Source organism: Campylobacter sp. RM12647 (genome assembly GCF_020138135.1).
In the GTDB taxonomy this organism is placed as follows: Bacteria; Campylobacterota; Campylobacteria; order Campylobacterales; family Campylobacteraceae; genus Campylobacter_E.
Window position 1 is genome coordinate 1 of record NZ_JACGAS010000003.1, and the last position, 17848, is coordinate 17848.

Consider the following 17848-nt stretch of genomic DNA (forward strand, 5'->3'; position numbering starts at 1 on the left):
TCTTTATCACGCTAATCACTCAAAGGCTTTTTATACCACGCTTTTAGGGTTTATGCCTGATTATAAAGAAAGAATTAATTTATTAAAAGATAAATAATTTATATTTATCCCCCATATTTTATACAGCTAATGCCAAATTTATCTCTTATAGCACTTAGGGTTTCGTTTAATTTTTGATTTTTTGTGGTGTTTTGAAAAATATTTTCGCAATATGTTTTATCAAGATTATTAGCAGCAATTCCTATGTAATAAACACTTACATTTTTCGTATTTTTCATAAGAATTTCAAATCCTTTTACGGCATTATCAATTAGATTTTTTTCATCAAATGGTTGCATAATTTCAACTCCAATATGCTCTAATTTATTGCCGTATTTAATACTTATTTCTATTTTTTTAGGATGATATTTGTGCTTTGAAATCCAAACACATAAATATCTAGCAAGTATTTTAACCCTTCGCCTTAACTCATCATAATCACTAATTGGCTTAAAGCTTTTTGATATTGCGTGGCTTTTAATATCTTTTGTTTCTTCTACTTTTTCATTATCAACGCCTTTAATTCTTGCTATGATTTTTTTGCCATTTTTACCATATTTATCTAGCAAATATTCTTTTTGCAATAATTCATCTAAAGTATTTACCCCATAAGCTCTTAAATATTTTTGTATTTCTCTTCCTATGCCTGCGAAATTTTTTATATCTATTCCTTTAATGGCATTGCTTAAATCATATTCCATTCTAATGCCAAAAGGTTTTGCTAAATCGGTTAAAAATTTAGCTCCCCATTTGCTATTATTAATGCCTATACTAGCTGGTAAGCCAAATTTATCTAATAGTTCTTTTTGAAGATATTTTGCATAATCTAGCACTTCTGTGTCTTTTTTAAACCCTTCTAAATCTCCAAAAAACTCATCTATGCTAAATTGTTCAATCACGGGTATTTTGCTTTCTAAAAATTGCCTTACTTTAAAGCTTAGTTCTTTATAAAATCTAATATTACTTCTAGCTATTTTTAAATTCGGACATTTTTGATAAGCTATATTTAATTTATCTCCTACTTTTACGCCATATTTTTTAGCTTCATAAGATACGGCAATTGCAGTAAAATGCCTATAATCAATTACTTTATTTTCACTTCTTGCAACTTCAATTGAGCTCATAAAGGCGATTTTATTATCTATATATTTTGCATCTTGATTGAAAAAATCTTCATCGCTTCCAGCATAAATCACGCAAGGTGTATTGCAGAGTTCTTTATTTAATAGTCGTTGTGCATTTACAAAATAGCTATCAAAATCTATATGAAGTTTCATTAGAATTTGTTTTTATAAATATTTATAAATTCATTAATAGGTGTAGCACCTTTATGATAATAAAATCCTTGTAATTCATCACAACCTAATTGTTTTAAAATATTTACTTGCTCTAGTGTTTCAACACCTTCTGCTACTACTCTTTTATTCATAGTTTTTGCTATTTTTATAATACCAATTATAATTGCTTTTGAGTTTTCATTAATTAAATCACAATCTTTACTATTTAATCCATCTATAAAGCTTTTATCAATTTTAATTGTATCAATAGGTAAATGATTTATATAAGAAAGAGAACTATAATCTTTCCCAAAATCATCAATACTTATTAAAAATCCAATAGCTTTTAATTTTTCTAATATAGTTTCACTACTGCTATTAAGTCTATATCTTTCTGTTATTTCTATATCTATTAAATTTGGATTTATATCGTATTTTTTAACATTTGCTAGCAAATAATTTATCATATCTTTATTGTGCAAGTGTTTTGCTGATATATTAATACTTATTGGAATATTTATTCCCTTATTTTTTAAAACTTGTATTTCTTGAAATACTTTTGCAATTACAAATTTTTCAAGTTTTATTATTAAATCAGTTTTTTCTGCAATTCTTATAAATTTTTCTGTATTTTCAAATTTATCATTTCGTTTCCAGCGAATTAATGCTTCTGCGCCTTTTACTAAATTATCATTTGCTCCGATTTTTGCTTGATAATATACATCAAGTTCACCTTTTTCTAAAGCCCTTTTTAAATCATTTTCCAATTTTGCTTCATTATCTATTTGTGTTTTAACTTCATCAGAATAATCGCAATACAATGTATCTTTTTGAACGCTTGAAAGTAAGGCTGCTTTGTAAGTATCGTTTATTATTTGATTGTAATTTTCATTTGTTAATACACTAAAGCCAACCCCTATACTTTGTTCATAAATTCCATCACTTCCAAAATTAATACTTTCACTAAAGCATTCGTGCAACTTAATAGCCATATTATTAAAAGTTGTTTGTATTTCATCAATACAAGGAAATGCTAATAAAAAATCTCCATTGCCACTTATTTTGGCTATTTTAGAGTTTAAAATAGTTGTAGAAAAACTTGAAAATCTACTTGCTAATTCTAATATTATTTTATCAGCTAAATCAAAACTTCTACTTTTTAATAGATTTTGATAGTCTTTAAGATATATATAGCTAACTATTATAGGACAATCGCTTTTTTCATAGAGTTCTTGTATGTCTAATAAGAATTTTTGTTTTTTAGGTAATTTAGTTAAAGAATTATAATTTTCTTGATAGTATATATCATTTAAGACTTCATTTAAAGAATTTGCTATTTTTTGAAATTCGCTGTAATTTAGCGTATCGTTTAGCATTAAAGGCTTATGTTTTTTGACTGAATTTGCGAGAAGTTCTGCAAAATCATTAAAATTTGATTTTACTCTTTTTAATCTTTTTATATAAATTGCATTACTAATAACTGCGGCTACTAATACAGCGAAAGAAAATACTAAAAATTGAAAAATAGTATGGTCTTTATTTTGTTGTAGCCTAATTACTAAGCTATCATTTCCTATATTGTGAATTCTATGATGCTCTTCAATTCTTTTTGCCTCGCTAATATATCTATAAGTTCCAAAAATTCCACCAGCAATTTCAATTAGTAAAAAAGTTGTAATAATAAAATTCTTAAACGAGTTAGATAGAATTGATTTTGTTTTCATAGTACTCACCTAAACATTTTAATTGATGCCTTTGCTTCTTCTTTTTCCATATAATTACGAACTGATTCTTGAGCATTTTTATTCATTAAATAGCTTTTAATTTGTTCTTTTGCTACTTCATAACTTGCCCCATTCATCTTATCTTTATTTAAATTATAAAATCTAATTACTTCATCATCGCTTACATCTTTCATATAATTTTGAGCGATTAAATCAAATAATTTCTTTTTTAGAATTTCATCTTTTATATTTTCTGTTAGCATTTTGATTTTATCTTGGTTATGTTCTATGAAAGTAGATAAGCTAATATTATTAGCAGCAGCTATTTTTGATAATTCTTGATTGATTTCTAGTTCATTTGCAGTTAATTTGAATTTTTTAGCTAAAGATGTGCATATTTTATTTTGAATTAGCAATCTTAATGCGTCGTTTTGGCTTATATTCATATATTGTGAAATTTCTATAATATCAATATTTGTAATAGGCTCGTTATTAACACTAGCTATGATTGAAGTTATAGGACTTGCGTTCATAAATGCACCAAATACAAGTGCAAGCAAAATTTTTCTCATTATTTACCTTTAAGTGATTTTAAATGATTATAACTATAAAAAATTCACAAAAGGCTAATAATAATGATAGTTACAAGATTTGCACCCTCTCCGACAGGGTTTTTACATATTGGTGGATTAAGAACAGCACTTTTTTCTTATCTTTACGCTAAAAGAAATAATGGTAAATTTATTCTTCGTATTGAAGATACAGATATGGCAAGAAATAGCGAAGAAGCAACCAAAGCTATTTTAGAAGCTTTTAAATGGGTTGATTTAGAAGTAGATGGGGAAATTACTTACCAAAGTAAAAGATTAGATATTTATAAAGAATATATTCAAAAATTACTTGATAGTGGCAATGCTTATTATTGTTATATGAGCGAAGATGAGTTAAACTCATTAAGAGCAGAGCAAGAAGCTAGAAAAGAACGCCCTAAATATGATGGAAGATACAGAGATTTTAAAGGCACTCCACCAGAAGGAATTAAGCCTGTTGTAAGGATTAAAGCACCGCTTGATGGAGAAATAATAGTAAATGATGGAGTAAAGGGCGAAATTAGATTTAACGCTGCTGATATTTTAGATGATTTTGTAATAGCTCGTGCTGATGGCACTCCTACTTATAATTTCGTAGTGGTTGTTGATGATGCTTTAATGGGCGTAACTGATGTTGTTCGTGGAGATGACCATCTTTCAAATACTCCAAAACAAATAATAATTTATGAAGCTTTAGGCTTTAAGGTTCCTAATTTTTATCATTTAGCTATGATAAATGGAGAAGATGGCAAAAAACTTAGCAAAAGACACGGAGCAACCGATGTTATGGAATATAAGGCTTTAGGATATTTGCCTGAAGCTTTACTTAATTTCTTATTAAGATTAGGATTTTCAAACAAAGACCAAGAAATATTTTCAATGCAAGAAATGAAAGAATGTTTTACATTTGATAATGTTAGCAAAGGTGCAAGTACATATAACGCACAAAAATTAGAATGGATTAATGCTCATTATATAAAAAGCGTTAGCGATGAAAGATTAGTAAATGCTTGTAAAGATTTAGGATTTGATTTTTCAAGTGTTAAGAATTATTCATTCTTATTAACAATGTTAAGAGAAAGAGCTAAGACTTTAATAGATTTGATAAATAGTGCAAAAATTATTATAAACGAGCCAAATTCTTATGAAGAAAGTGGAGTTGCTAAGTTTGTAAATGATAATAGTAAAGCTTTATTTTCTAAGTTTGTAAATGATTTTAAAGGTGCAAATACTGAAGCAGAATTTGAATTAGCCGTTAAACAATTTTTAGATAGCAATAATGCTAAGTTAAAAGACATAGCGCAATTAATTAGATTAAGCCTAACAGGAACAACAATTAGTCCTAGTATTTATGCTATTATGGAATTTTTAGGCAATGATGAGATTAAAAAAAGATTTAATAATTTTTTAAAGGAGATTTTATGAATAATTTAAAAGAAAGAGCATTAGAGTATCATTTAGGCGGTAAATTAGGCACTTTTATTAAAACGCCTATGAAAGAATATGAGAGTTTAAGTTTAGCATATTCTCCTGGAGTTGCATATCCTTGTGAAGAGATTGCTCGTGATAGTGATTTAGCTTATAAATACACAAGTAAAGGTAATTTAGTAGCAGTTATTAGCGATGGTTCAGCTGTTTTAGGTCTTGGCAATATCGGTGGAATTGCAGGAAAACCTGTTATGGAAGGTAAGGCTTGCTTATTTAAAAAATTTGCAAATGTTGATTCTTATGATATTGAATTAAGCACTCAAGATACCGAAGAAATAATAGCAGCAGTAAAAGCCATTGCTCCTAGTTTTGGCGGTATTAACCTTGAAGATATAGCAGCTCCAAAATGTTTTGAGATTGAAGCAAGACTTCAAGATTTAGGTATTCCTGTAATGCATGATGACCAACACGGAACGGCTATTATTAGTGCGGCGGGGTTAATTAATGCTTGCGAAATAATTGGCAAAAAATTAGAAGATTTAAAAGTAGTTGTTTGTGGAGCAGGAGCAGCAGGGATTGCGAGTGCTAAGATATATAAGACTTTAGGAGTTAAAAAGATTTATTTAGTAGATTCTAAAGGTGTTTGCAATACTAAAAGAACAGATTTAAATGAGCATAAATTAGAATTTGTAAGAGAATGTGATGAGGATACTTTAGCTGATGTTTTAAAAGGAGCTGATGTTTTCTTAGGGCTTAGCAAAGCTGGAGCTTTAAGCGAAGAAATGTTAAAAACTATGGCAGAAAATCCAATAGTATTTGCTTTAGCTAATCCTGACCCAGAGATTTTACCTGAACTTGCGAAAAAAGTTCGCCCTGATGTAATTATTGCAACAGGAAGAAGCGATTATGACAATCAAATCAACAATGTTTTAGGCTTTCCATATATTTTCCGTGGGGCTTTAGATGTTAGAGCTAGAAAGATTTCTATGGGTATGAAAATAGCAGCTGTTAAGGCTTTAAGTGAATTAGGACGCCTTGAAGTTAGCGAAAAAACTAAAAAATTATATGGTAAAGACTTAAAATATGGAAAAGATTTAATAATTCCAAAACCATTTGATGATAGGGTAAAAGCTTATGTTAGCACTGCAGTTGCTAAGGCTGCTGTTGATGAAGGCATAGCTTTAGTTAAAAATTTTGATGATAAAGCATATTTTGAAAGGTTATTGAATGAAAGTAATTAAAAATACACTAGTTTCAACTTATTTAGCGAAAATTAGAGATAAGAACACATCTTGTAGGGATTTTCGTGAGCATATAAAAAAGCTTAGTGGATTCGTGATTTATGAAGCTTGTGAATTTTTAAGCACAGAAAAAGTTAATATTCAAACTCCACTTATGCCTTGTGAGTGCGAAGTTATTAGCGATGATATTGTAATAGTACCTATTTTAAGAGCAGCTCTTGGTATGAGTGATATTGCACTTGATTTATTGGGTAAAGCTAGTGTGGGATTTTTAGGTATTCAACGCAATGAAGAAACGCTTGAGCCTGAATTTTTCTTTGAAAAATACCCACAAGATATGCAAAATAAAACTGCAATTATAATTGACCCTATGTTTGCAACTGGCGGAAGTGCTATTGCAGCTGTTGATAGATTAAAATCAATTGGTGTCAAAAAAATAATTTTTGCAAGTATCATTGCAACTCCTGAAGCAAGAGATAGAATGAAAAAAGCTCATCCTGATGTAGCATTAATTACTGCTTGTTTGGATAAAGGATTGAATGAAAAAGGTTATATTATCCCAGGTCTTGGAGATGCTGGAGATAGGATATTTAATACTTTAAAGGCTTAAAAATGAAAAAAATATTATTGGGTTTAAGTTTATTTGTTTGTTTAAATGCTGAGGTAATTACACAAAATATCAAGGAATTTGATTTTACTAATAGTGATTATGCTGTAATTGATGTTAGAATGCCTAGTGAATACGCTGCAACAGGCGTTGTAAATAAAGCAAAATTGATAACATTTCTAAACGAAAATGGAAGTATCAATCCTGATTTTTTGAATGAAATTAGTAAAAATTATTCAAAAGATAGCAAAATAGCAATTATGTGTAGAAGTGGCAAAAGAAGTGTAATGGTAACTAAAATGCTTGAGCAAAACGGCTTTACTAATATAATAAATCTTGATGGTGGAATGAACGAATTATTAAAGACAGATATTAAATTAGTTCCATATCAAAATTAATTTTTAATCCTATTTTAAATTCTTTTTAAAATAGGATTTATTTAAGTATTCCTTGATAGCCTGTATTAAAAAGTGCTTGATTTATTATGCTTTCGTTAAGTTCTTTATCGCTTTTAATTATCGCTGTTTTATTTTCTAAACTAACATTTACTTTATTTACTCCATCAATTTTTAGTAGTGCCTTTCTAACAATTGCCGTGCATAATGGGCAATGTATTTTAGGAATTTCTAAAGTGTATTGATAAGCATTTAAAACACTTAAAAATAAGCTTAACAATAATATTTTTTTCAAATCATTGCTCCTATAATTTCAGGATAAAATACGATAAATAATAATGCAAGTCCTATTAAAAATAATCTGATTTTATTTTTTTGATTTAGTTTTTTATAGACAAATATGCAATATAAAATGCAGGTTGCAATCCCCAAATATACTCTAAAAGGTGCTAAAAAATCAAAATTAACAAGGCTTACTCCAAATATCAAAAAGCTAATAGCTCCAACACAACAAAGGCTAGAGCTAATAGCTAAGATAAACATTGATATTAAATATTTTTTCATATTTGTTTTGAAGTGTATTCATATACAAATTCATTAGGTGAATAATAATCAATAGTATTTGAATCAACTTCAGCATATACATAGCCAAAATTATTAAGCGGTGCTTGAGCTGGTCGTGGAATTAGCACGAAATCTCTTTTGGTATTAAACTCGCACCAACACATTTCCCAATTGCCGAATTGAAATTCTCTTAATTTTTGTATACCACTATCATTATTATCTAGGTTTAAAGATAATTTAACTTTAGCTACATCAGCAGGATCGCAAGGAATCCACCCATAGCCTTTTAGATAAAACTCCGCCCTACAATGTTGAGCTTTTGTTATATTTTCTTTACTACCCATTGCAGCATAAAATCTACTCGCACCTAAACGAATTCCAAAGCACTCTCTAGCAGGAATATTAATACTTCTTAAAAGTGCTACAAAAACAGAGCTAATATCAGTGCATTTGCCATAAAGTTTTTTACTTTCTAAAATAGCCTTAGCATCACCAATTCCACACCCAATTACGCTCTCATCACGAGTAAAATTAAGTGCTACCCAATCATAAATAGCTTTTGCTTTTTCTAAATCGCCTTTTATACCTTTTGTAATTTTTAGTGCATATTCTTTTACTATTCCGCTAGTAAAAATATGTTCGCTTGGTTTTAGATATTGTGCGATACTTTCGTCTAATTTCTCGTTTTCATTAAAATTAACTTTAGAAAAATCAGTAATTCTATCGTGAGTTTTAATGCTAAATTGTGTTATTAATTCAGCTTTTACATTAGAAAAACTTGCATATAAACTATTAGTTTCAAAATCACTTAAATAAATTTCATTGTAATTTCCACTATTTACAATATCACTTGTAAGGTATTGATATGAGCGTGATTTTGGTAATGGAAGCCATATTTTGCTAACTTCGCCTAATTCGCTTAAATTATGTTTTAAGCTTACAATGTATTCTTTACTATCGTCTTTTGTTGCTTGAGTATTATTTACTAAAGGTGTTTCATTCGCACTTAGTAAAGTGTTTGCTGCAACTGCAGACGATAAAGTTAAAAATGTTCTTCTTTTCATAACTTTATCCTTGTGTGAAATAAACTTTTATTTTAAATTATTTTATTTAATAATAAATTTAGTTTTTTAATAGTTTTTATGTTATTATTGACCTTTACATTTTTACAAAGGAAAATTATGGCTAAAGATGATGTAATAGAAATTGACGGCGAAGTTATTGAAGCTTTACCAAATGCAACTTTTAAAGTTGAGCTTGATAACAAACACGTAATTTTATGCCACATTGCGGGTAAAATGAGAATGCACTATATTAAAATTATGCCAGGAGATAGAGTAAGAGTTGAGCTAACTCCTTATAGTCTTGATAAAGGACGCATTACTTATAGACACAAATAATTTAGCACTTTTTATGGTGCTAAACTTCTAAATTATTTTTTACCATTCATTTATCTTGGGGGGGGGTATAATCACTCTTTTGAAAGGAGATTAAATGAGTGATTTAACAACAAATGAAAATCAAAATGAAAACAAATATGATTTGTTTAATGGAGTTTTATTAGTAGATGTTGGTTCCGTAACGCAATATAGCTTAATTCATATGAGTGAATACGAAATAACTGCCGAGTCTAGTATTAATTATGAAGATGCAGAAAAGTCATTAAAAAATTTAGCTAGTTCTTTAGGCTTTAACTGTGTTTTAAATGTAGTAAGAAGCAATTATACTACAGGCAGTAGAACTACGGAGACTATGTATACAGAAGGTAGTTCAACAGGTAGTATTAATAAGGGTTTTTTTAACACTTATAATACTACATCTACAACTAATTCTACAACTACAGTCAATTCAAACACTAAGGTATATAATACTTTTATTATAAAGGGTATTCTTGCAATCATCGGTAAGCTAAGTCCTATTGGAGAAATAATTAGTATAAATGCTATTTTAGAAAGAGAAAAAATGGCTCATGAATATATCAATGTTGTTAAAAATATCTACAATGCTAATTATAAGATGAATGATATACCTCGTGATGAATCTAAGATGATGTTATTTAGTTTTATATTTGTAGTACTTCTTTTACAATTAACTCCATATGTCGGACACTTGTTTTTTGCAATGGCTATATATGGTTTGTTTTATTATCCTAGTGTGTATAATGATGGTAGCATTGATATGGTTAAAAAAAATATTAAAGAATCAAACGATATTTATAATATTTATGAATCAAAACTTAAAAATCTTGTATCAATATATGGTTATGATGGTGTTTTAAATATTTATAGATTAACAAGAACCGGTGCAATTTACAACACATCAATTAAACACATAGGGGCATAAAATGAATAATTTAGAAAAAATAAATAATTTAGACAATCTTAAATGTGGTGAATTTTCAAGAGCATTACATAAAATTGCTGTGGATAATACATCAGATATTAATGAAATATTAAAGTATGCACAAAATGACCCACTTGAAGTAGTAACAAAAAGAGCAAGAGATAATATACCTTTTTATCGTTTAATATTAATAATAGTTGTTATAGTTGATATATGGTATTATATTTTTTATTAATACCTAATAGTAATTATAGACATTGCTTTTGTGAGTTTTGAGTAAATCATCTTAATATTAAAAGGAATTTTAAAATTTCTTTTAATAAATTCTTAAATAATTTTTATAATATGCTCTATTTTATTTTTATCTAGTATTTTTGAAACTTCGCTTATATTGGGATATTTCACCCACATTAAAAGTTATCTAAAACTTTATGAATTAAAAAAGTAAAATTTATAAATTAATTCTTAAATAATAGTTTGAGATTAGATTGCTAAGAAATTTTTAGAATTATCAAAGACAAATAAATTTAATATTTAAACCTATATTAATTTTGTTTTGCTAATATTAGCACTTTTGCAATTTATCTGTGTGAAGAAGTAATATTTGAGTGAATTTTCCACCATTTAAATATTAGTTGGTAATTCGTGATACCTAAAAATGCAGATTGTAAAAAAGTGGAAAGCAAATTATTTTTTAGGAGACAAGATGAAAGTAAGACCATCTGTTAAGAAAATGTGCGACAAATGTAAAGTCGTTATGAGAAAAGGCGTTGTTCGTATTATTTGCGAAAATCCAAAACACAAACAAAGACAAGGATAAGGTATGGCTCGTATTGCAGGTGTTGATTTACCAAAGAAAAAAAGAATTGAATATGGCTTAACTTATATCTATGGTATAGGTTTATTTACTTCACGCAAAATTTTAGCAGCAGTTGGAATAGATCCAAACAAGCGTGTATATGAATTAAGCGAAGATGAAGCAGCAAATATTCGTAAAGAAATCCAAGAACATTATTTAGTTGAGGGTGATTTAAGAAAACAAGTTGCTATGGACATTAAAGCTTTAATGGATTTAGGTTCATATCGTGGTTTAAGACATAGAAAAGGTTTACCAGTGCGTGGTCAAAAAACTAAAACAAATGCTAGAACTCGCAAAGGTAAGAGAAAAACCGTTGGTGCAAAAGCGTAAGGATAGATAATGGCTAAGAGAAAAGTAGTTAAGAAAAAAGTAGTTAAAAAGAATATTGCTAAAGGTGTAGTATATATTAGTGCAACTTTTAACAATACAATGGTAACAGTTACAGATGAAATGGGAAATGCAATTGCATGGAGTAGTGCAGGTGGTTTAGGATTTAAAGGTTCTAAAAAATCAACTCCATTTGCTGCTCAACAAGCGGTTGAAGATGCTTTAAATAAAGCTAAAGAACACGGAATTAAAGAAGTTGGTATTCGTGTTCAAGGTCCTGGTAGCGGTAGAGAAACTGCTGTTAAGAGTGTTGGTGCAGTTGAAGGTATTAAAGTTACTTTCTTAAAAGATATTACACCATTAGCACATAATGGTTGCAGACCACCAAAACGCCGTCGTGTATAATATAAGTATAGGAATATAGGAGAAATAGTATGGCAAGATATACTGGACCAGTAGAGAAAATTGAAAGAAGATTAGGCGTTAGCCTTGCAATGAAGGGTGAAAGAAGACTAGCTGGTAAGAGTGCTTTAGATAAAAGACCTTATGCACCAGGTCAGCATGGTCAAAGAAGAGGTAAAATTAGCGAATACGGCTTACAATTAAGAGAAAAGCAAAAAGCTAAATTTATGTATGGTGTAAGCGAAAAGCAATTTAGAAAATTATTCCAAGAAGCTGCTAGAAAAGATGGAAATACAGGTTCTATTTTAATTCAATTCTTAGAACAAAGACTTGATAATGTTGTTTATAGAATGGGTTTTGCTACAACTCGCCGTTTTGCAAGACAACTTGTAACTCACGGACATATTTTAGTAAATGGTAAAAGAGTAGATGTTCCAAGTTATAGAGTATTACCAGGCGCTAAAATTGAAGTTGTAGAAAAAAGCAAAAACAATCCTCAAATAGTAAGAGCAGTTGAACTTACAAATCAAACAGGTATTGTTGAGTGGGTTGATGTTGAAAAAGATAAAAAATATGGAATTTTCACAAGAAAACCTGAGAGAGAAGAAGTTGTCATTCCTGTTGAGGAAAGATTCATAGTAGAGCTATACTCTAAGTAATAAGGAGTAGCAAATGAGAAAAGTAGTTACAACAGCTCATATGCCAAATGATTTTACTATTGAAAATATCGGCGAAAATAAAGCACGCATTAGTGCTTGGCCTTTTGAAATTGGTTTTGGCATTACATTAGCACATCCACTGCACAGGCTTTTACGCCTTAGTGCAATTGGCTATGCAGCAACTGCTATTAAAATTGATGGAGTAAGCCATGAATTTGATAGCAAAAGAGGTATGGTAGAAGATATTTCTTTATTTATTATTAATATCAAAAATATGCGTTTTAAAATTAAAAACGAAGATAGTAAAAGAGAAGAAGTAAGCTTTAGCTTTAAAGGGCCAAGAGAAATTAAAGGTAGTGATTTAGCTAATAATGTAATTGAAGTTGTAAATCCTGATAACTACATTGCTACTATAAATGAAGACACTGAATTAGACTTCACATTAATTATTGAAAAAGGTATTGGCTATGTAGCAAGCGAAGATTTAAGAGAAAAAACTGATAGTAGTTTTATAGCTCTTGATGCGTTTTTTACACCAGTTAGAAATGCAAATTATTCAATAGAAAAGGTATTACACGAAGATAATCCTGATTATGAAAAAATTGTATTTGAAATAACAACTGATGGTCAAATTACACCTGAAGATGCGTTTAAAAATGCTTTAGATGCTATGTATCAACAAATGATGGTATTTAATAAAATTGCAACTACAAGTCCTAGATTAATAGGGGAAGAAACAACTGAAGAAATTGATTTATCTCCTTTATTAAAAAGCGTTAAGGAACTTGGTTTAAGCGTAAGAAGTAATAATGGTTTAGAAAAAGCTGGCATTGAATTTATAGGCGAATTAGCTTTAATGAGTGAAAGCGATGTAAATAATTTAAAAAATGTTGGTAAAAAATCAGTGGATGAAATTACTACTGCTATGAAAGAAATAGGCTATCCGATAGGTTCAAATTCTGTAGATGCTTATAAAGATAAACTTATTGAAAAAATAAAAGAAATTAAAGGATAATAAATGAGACACGGACATGGATATAGAAAGCTAGGTCGTACTAGCACTCATCGTGCAGCTTTACTAAAGAATTTAAGCATTGCAATTATCAAAAATGGTAAGATTGAAACAACTTTAGAAAAAGCTAAAGAATTAAGATCATACATTGAAAAACTAATCACTCGTGCAAGAGTTGGAGATTTTAACGCTCATAGAGCAGTATTTGCAGCTTTACAAGACAAAGAATGCACAAATAAATTAGTAAATGAAATAGCTCCAAATTACAAAGAAAGAAATGGTGGCTATACAAGAATTATTAAAACAAGAACTCGCCGTGGTGATGCGGCTACTTTAGCTTATATTGAGCTAGTATAATAATTGAGTGCTTCGGCACTCAAAATATTATGAATAAAATAACACTCCCAAATAATCAAACTTTAGAAAACTATATATTAAACAAAGAACTTTTTACCCTAGCTGATATTTCTCAAAATGCTTATAAATTTTGGAAAAATATAAAATACGCACAATATCCAAATTCTAGAATTGTATTTTTAGATAAAAATACAATAGCTAAAAAATATGAGAATTTAATCCCTAAATGCTCTAATTTAAGTGGATTAGTATTAGCTAGTGCATTTTGTTCTATGAGTAATCTAGCGCCATCACATTTAAATCCAAATAATAATTCAAATCTTTTAAATGTAATAAAATTAGTAGAGATTGCAGGAATAAAATTTATTGATTTAAATGATTTTTTTACAAAGTTAAAAATACCTTTAAATTCTCATATTTATATAGAAAAATGTTGTTATTTTGCACCCGAGCCTTTTGAGAAAAAAATCAAACTCACAAATACTTTATGTTTAGGATATTACTAAGGAGATAAAATGCTTACGAAAATAAGAGATATTTTAAAAAACAATAATGCTGATTTTGCTTTAATACTAACGGCTGATTATCACTTGAGTGAGTATATTCCTGAATATTTTAAACTTAGAGAATTTATAAGTGGATTTAGCGGTTCTGCGGGCTCGCTTTTAATTAGCTTTGATGATGCAATTTTATTTACTGATGGCAGATATTTTTTACAAGCTGAAAATGAGTTAAAAGATAGCATTAGATTAATCAAAAGCCCTGATTATATAGATTATATTAAAAATAATCTAAGCACCAAAAAGGCTTTAATTGATTTAAAAACCATATCTCAAAATAATTATGAAAAGCTAAAAAACCTTGTTAATATAATAGATTATGATAATTTTTATAAAGATTTTTACGATAAAGAACTCCCACAAGAGCCAATCTATAAACAAAACGAAAAATTCATAAGTAATTTAAGTGCTAATAAAATAAAAAAAGTCCAAGATGAATTAAAAAATAAAAACATTGATTATTGCGTAATCTCAAGCCTTAGCGATATAGCTTATCTTACAAATTATCGTGGTAAAGATGTGGAATTTAACCCTGTATTTTTAAGCTATATGATAATTTCACAAACAAATGCGATTTGTTATATAGAGCCAACAAAGCTTAAAAATATTCAAAAAGATTTAAATATAATTTATAAAAATTACGATGAGTTTTATTCGGATTTATCTAGTTTAAGTGGTAATGTATTGTGTGATTTTGCCAATACGAATGCAAAAATTATTAGCTTAATAAATGCAAATTTAGTAAATGAAATCTTGCCTAGCACCATACATAAAGCTTGTAAAAATGATATAGAAATAAAGCACATAAAACAAGCTCATATAATTGATGCTATTGCATTAACTAAGTTTAATTATTACTTAGAAAATACTAATTTAGACTTAGTTGATGAGCTAAAAATTGATGAAGTTCTAACGCAATTTAGACAAGAAAATGAGTATTTTATCAGCAATTCTTTTGATACTATCGCAGCATTTAATGAAAACGCCGCAATAATTCATTATAAAGCAAACACAAAAACTTCAAAATTACTTAATAAATCAGGTTTATTATTACTTGATAGTGGGGCTCAATACGAGTGCGGCACTACTGATATTACGAGAGTTTTTAAGATAAAAAACGCAAGTTTAGAGCAAATTAGAGATTATACTTTGGTTTTAAAAGCACATATTGCAATATCAAAAACCATAGCACCCGAAAATATAAAAATGCCTTTATTAGACAGCATTGCAAGAAAAGAATTATGGCAATACGGATTTGATTATTTGCATGGCACAGGACATGGGGTAGGGTATTTTTTAAATGTTCATGAAGGGCCACAAGTTTTATCGCTAAATGCTAATATTAGCGAACATACTAAATTAAAAAGGGGTATGCTAACATCAATTGAGCCAGGTTTGTATCATAATAACAAATACGGAATTAGACTTGAGAATTTAGCAATTAGTAAGTATTGTTTTAGCAGTGAATACGGAGATTTTTTGAGCTTTGATATAGTTACGCTTTATCCTTTTGAGCTTGATTTGATTGATAAAAAATTATTAAATCAAGATGAGATTAATTGGCTAAATGATTATCATAAAAAGGTTTTTGATACCATAAGTGTATTTTTAGATGATGAGTTAAAGCAGTTTTTGAAATTTAAAACGAGAGCATTAAACTAAACTTTAGGAATATTATTTGCTATTAAACAAATAATTAAAGGAGTTTTAATGAAAGTAGAAAATATTGCAGTATTTAATGATACTAAAATCAAAAAAAGCAAACAAATATCATCTGAATTTTTTACAAATGAATTAGCTAAAGTTACGACAAAAACTATATCAAATAATACGCCAACTTCACTAAGCACTTTAAACAATAGTATAAAAAATGAGCTTGATTATAAAAACGAATTAAATAAAGCAAAATCTAGCATTCAGTTTGGCTATAGCGTAGATAATGATGGTTTTTTAGGAGCTGATTTTAATAAGGCTGCAGGATTGCCAGATGATTTTAAAATCCACTCAAGCACACTAAAAGAAATAGTTAGATTTAATGAAAAAATGAATGTATATTCGGTGATGAAAGATTCGGGCAAGACATTTAGCAATATTGATTTAGCTGATACTATTAAGCATTATTATGATTTATTTACGCAAATTACTCACAACAATCAAGATTATCCAAGTGGTATTAGCATAGATTTTGGTTATAGTAAGGTTAGTTTTGATTATATAAATGATGTTAGCAAATACAAAATCACAAATATTTATAAAAATAACGAAGAATTAGAATATGCAAAAAGCATAAAAGCAGATGGCTTTAGCGTAATAGAGCTTAGTTTCGAGCCAAAAAATATTAGCGTTGATAAAGAACTTGCTTTTAGCCCTGATTTTTCTATGTATAATGAAAAAGAAAAGAAATTCATAGGATTTTTACAAAGCATAAATCCATTTGCAAGTGATAGTGGGACAACAAGGCTAAGCAAAGATGCTTTAAAATATGCTTTAGCTATGCAAGATGATTACAATAATATAAATAAAGATATTAAAAAGCATAAAGATTTATTAAAAATGGCTGATGAGATTAAGCATTTAGGCATTGATGAATTGCTAAAAACTAATACCGAAGTGGCTAAGTTTTTAGACAAAACTAAGGCTTGATTAGACTAAAATCTGCATTAGTTTTGCTTTATTCTCTTGGCTAATTTGGTAACTATCTTTACATTTTTGTAAAGTCATTTTAAGTGTTTTAGCGTCTAATTTGTGCGAGCTTAAAAACGAAATGCCTAATTCAAATTCTTTAGCTAAAACTACTTGAAAATACCAAGCTCTAGCCATATTTATATAATATTCATCACTTTTTATATTAAATATAGCTTTTAACCCATCTTTATAAGCGATAAATTTCATATAACAAATTATCCCAAAACGAATTTTGTATATGTGGTTTTCGCAAATTAATTCATTTGCAAAATCTTTTATATCTTGATTTTTAAAGCTTTTAGGCACTAAAGTATCACAATTAGCCCAATTATCAACGAAATCTAAATAAAGCTTAGTGTATTTTAGTGCTTTTGAGAAGTCTTTTTCATAATTAATCCCATAGGCAATTATTTGTAGATATTCATAAAATTTCTCATCTTTTAAAAACTTATTAAAAAATTCATCAAAGGTATTTTCTTTTTGAAGTTTTTTTGCGTAGTCTTTTAATATATTTGAGCGAACTCCTAAAATTTCATATTTGCTAAAAACTAATTTTTTATGAAATTCTTTATAATTGTTATCAATAAATTTTGTTAAATACTCTTTCAACCTAGCTCCTTTTAAATGCTAATATAAATAATTGGAATTTAAAGATTATATTTTAAATTCTAAAACTAAACTTAAAAAGAAATTACTAATTAACAAATATTTACAAATTTTTATTATTTTCATAGATTTAAAGTTAAATTTTGATAATATTAAAAGATTTTAATTCAAGG

At 28.3% G+C, this 17848-nt stretch carries 23 protein-coding genes; 16 read left to right on the top strand and 7 right to left on the bottom strand.

Annotation, left to right across the window (positions count from 1 at the left end; translation table 11 throughout):
• Positions 1-104 precede the first annotated feature (104 nt).
• Genes AVBRAN12647_RS01680 through AVBRAN12647_RS01690 form a run of 3 tightly spaced genes read right to left on the bottom strand, consistent with a single transcriptional unit; the run spans position 105 to position 3612 of the window.
• Positions 105-1316 (bottom strand): Y-family DNA polymerase, encoded by a 1212-nt coding sequence (locus AVBRAN12647_RS01680; RefSeq protein WP_336614596.1) that lies wholly within the window; start codon positions 1314-1316, stop codon positions 105-107.
• Positions 1316-3040: an EAL domain-containing protein gene (locus AVBRAN12647_RS01685; RefSeq protein WP_336612337.1), complete on the bottom strand. Its 1725-nt coding sequence runs from the start codon at positions 3038-3040 to the stop codon at positions 1316-1318. Before AVBRAN12647_RS01685 ends, AVBRAN12647_RS01680 begins: the two co-directional genes overlap by 1 nt.
• 5 nt (positions 3041-3045) lie before the next feature.
• Complete coding sequence (locus tag AVBRAN12647_RS01690; RefSeq protein WP_214150132.1) at positions 3046-3612, bottom strand: hypothetical protein; 567 nt, start codon at positions 3610-3612, stop codon at positions 3046-3048.
• Between the two features lie 42 nt (positions 3613-3654).
• Here AVBRAN12647_RS01690 and gltX point away from each other — a divergent pair, with 42 nt between their 5' ends.
• Genes gltX through AVBRAN12647_RS01710 form a run of 4 tightly spaced genes read left to right on the top strand, consistent with a single transcriptional unit; the run spans position 3655 to position 7304 of the window.
• Positions 3655-5055 carry a glutamate--tRNA ligase gene (gltX, locus tag AVBRAN12647_RS01695; protein WP_239803736.1) on the top strand — a complete coding sequence of 467 codons (1401 nt, stop codon included), beginning with the start codon at positions 3655-3657 and terminating at the stop codon, positions 5053-5055.
• Positions 5052-6299, top strand: a complete 1248-nt coding sequence (locus AVBRAN12647_RS01700) for a malic enzyme-like NAD(P)-binding protein (protein WP_214119549.1) — start codon at positions 5052-5054, stop codon at positions 6297-6299. The genes gltX and AVBRAN12647_RS01700 overlap by 4 nt, the downstream gene beginning before the upstream one ends.
• Positions 6286-6909: a uracil phosphoribosyltransferase gene (upp, locus tag AVBRAN12647_RS01705; RefSeq protein WP_214117776.1), complete on the top strand. Its 624-nt coding sequence runs from the start codon at positions 6286-6288 to the stop codon at positions 6907-6909. Before AVBRAN12647_RS01700 ends, upp begins: the two co-directional genes overlap by 14 nt.
• Positions 6910-6911: 2 nt before the next feature.
• Positions 6912-7304, top strand: coding sequence for a rhodanese-like domain-containing protein (locus tag AVBRAN12647_RS01710; protein ID WP_336614597.1), 393 nt, complete (start codon positions 6912-6914; stop codon positions 7302-7304).
• A gap of 37 nt (positions 7305-7341) precedes the next feature.
• On the opposite strand, the gene AVBRAN12647_RS01715 is transcribed toward AVBRAN12647_RS01710, so the two are convergent.
• The 3 genes from AVBRAN12647_RS01715 to AVBRAN12647_RS01725 are packed head-to-tail and all read right to left on the bottom strand — an operon-like array spanning position 7342 to position 8929.
• Entirely contained in the window at positions 7342-7596 is a 255-nt protein-coding gene (locus AVBRAN12647_RS01715) for a heavy-metal-associated domain-containing protein (protein ID WP_336614598.1), read from the bottom strand.
• On the bottom strand, positions 7593-7865 hold the full coding sequence (locus AVBRAN12647_RS01720) for a hypothetical protein (protein ID WP_214117773.1): 273 nt from the start codon (positions 7863-7865) through the stop codon (positions 7593-7595). Before AVBRAN12647_RS01720 ends, AVBRAN12647_RS01715 begins: the two co-directional genes overlap by 4 nt.
• Positions 7862-8929, bottom strand: coding sequence for a transglutaminase-like domain-containing protein (locus tag AVBRAN12647_RS01725; protein ID WP_214119553.1), 1068 nt, complete (start codon positions 8927-8929; stop codon positions 7862-7864). Before AVBRAN12647_RS01725 ends, AVBRAN12647_RS01720 begins: the two co-directional genes overlap by 4 nt.
• Before the next feature lie 117 nt (positions 8930-9046).
• Between AVBRAN12647_RS01725 and infA the strand changes: the two genes are divergently transcribed.
• From infA to AVBRAN12647_RS01785, 12 genes are all read left to right on the top strand, one after another.
• Positions 9047-9265, top strand: coding sequence for a translation initiation factor IF-1 (infA, locus tag AVBRAN12647_RS01730; RefSeq protein WP_214117771.1), 219 nt, complete (start codon positions 9047-9049; stop codon positions 9263-9265).
• Between the two features lie 94 nt (positions 9266-9359).
• A complete protein-coding gene (locus AVBRAN12647_RS01735) occupies positions 9360-10208 on the top strand; it encodes a hypothetical protein (RefSeq protein ID WP_336614599.1) in 849 nt (282 codons plus the stop codon).
• Between the two features lies 1 nt (position 10209).
• Entirely contained in the window at positions 10210-10443 is a 234-nt protein-coding gene (locus AVBRAN12647_RS01740; RefSeq protein ID WP_336609365.1) for a hypothetical protein, read from the top strand.
• Between the two features lie 471 nt (positions 10444-10914).
• Entirely contained in the window at positions 10915-11028 is a 114-nt protein-coding gene (gene rpmJ, locus AVBRAN12647_RS01745; protein WP_214117768.1) for a 50S ribosomal protein L36, read from the top strand.
• Between the two features lie 3 nt (positions 11029-11031).
• Complete coding sequence (rpsM, locus tag AVBRAN12647_RS01750; RefSeq protein ID WP_214117767.1) at positions 11032-11397, top strand: 30S ribosomal protein S13; 366 nt, start codon at positions 11032-11034, stop codon at positions 11395-11397.
• A 9-nt stretch (positions 11398-11406) separates the two neighbouring features.
• Positions 11407-11799 carry a 30S ribosomal protein S11 gene (gene rpsK, locus AVBRAN12647_RS01755; protein WP_214117766.1) on the top strand — a complete coding sequence of 131 codons (393 nt, stop codon included), beginning with the start codon at positions 11407-11409 and terminating at the stop codon, positions 11797-11799.
• 29 nt (positions 11800-11828) lie between these two features.
• Complete coding sequence (gene rpsD / locus AVBRAN12647_RS01760; protein WP_214117765.1) at positions 11829-12455, top strand: 30S ribosomal protein S4; 627 nt, start codon at positions 11829-11831, stop codon at positions 12453-12455.
• Positions 12456-12468: 13 nt separating this feature from the next.
• The gene (locus AVBRAN12647_RS01765; RefSeq protein WP_214117764.1) at positions 12469-13470 is read left to right on the top strand and encodes a DNA-directed RNA polymerase subunit alpha; all 1002 of its coding nucleotides are present in this window, start codon (positions 12469-12471) and stop codon (positions 13468-13470) included.
• Between the two features lie 3 nt (positions 13471-13473).
• Positions 13474-13824 (top strand): 50S ribosomal protein L17, encoded by a 351-nt coding sequence (gene rplQ / locus AVBRAN12647_RS01770; RefSeq protein ID WP_214117763.1) that lies wholly within the window; start codon positions 13474-13476, stop codon positions 13822-13824.
• A 29-nt stretch (positions 13825-13853) separates the two neighbouring features.
• Entirely contained in the window at positions 13854-14330 is a 477-nt protein-coding gene (locus AVBRAN12647_RS01775; RefSeq protein WP_214117762.1) for a cysteine permease, read from the top strand.
• 9 nt (positions 14331-14339) lie between these two features.
• Positions 14340-16046, top strand: a complete 1707-nt coding sequence (locus AVBRAN12647_RS01780) for a M24 family metallopeptidase (RefSeq protein WP_336614600.1) — start codon at positions 14340-14342, stop codon at positions 16044-16046.
• A 48-nt stretch (positions 16047-16094) separates the two neighbouring features.
• Entirely contained in the window at positions 16095-17027 is a 933-nt protein-coding gene (locus tag AVBRAN12647_RS01785) for a Cj0814 family flagellar-dependent secreted protein (protein ID WP_336614601.1), read from the top strand.
• On the opposite strand, the gene AVBRAN12647_RS01790 is transcribed toward AVBRAN12647_RS01785, so the two are convergent.
• Positions 17028-17678, bottom strand: a complete 651-nt coding sequence (locus tag AVBRAN12647_RS01790; protein ID WP_214117758.1) for a DNA alkylation repair protein — start codon at positions 17676-17678, stop codon at positions 17028-17030.
• Positions 17679-17848: the final 170 nt, after the last annotated feature.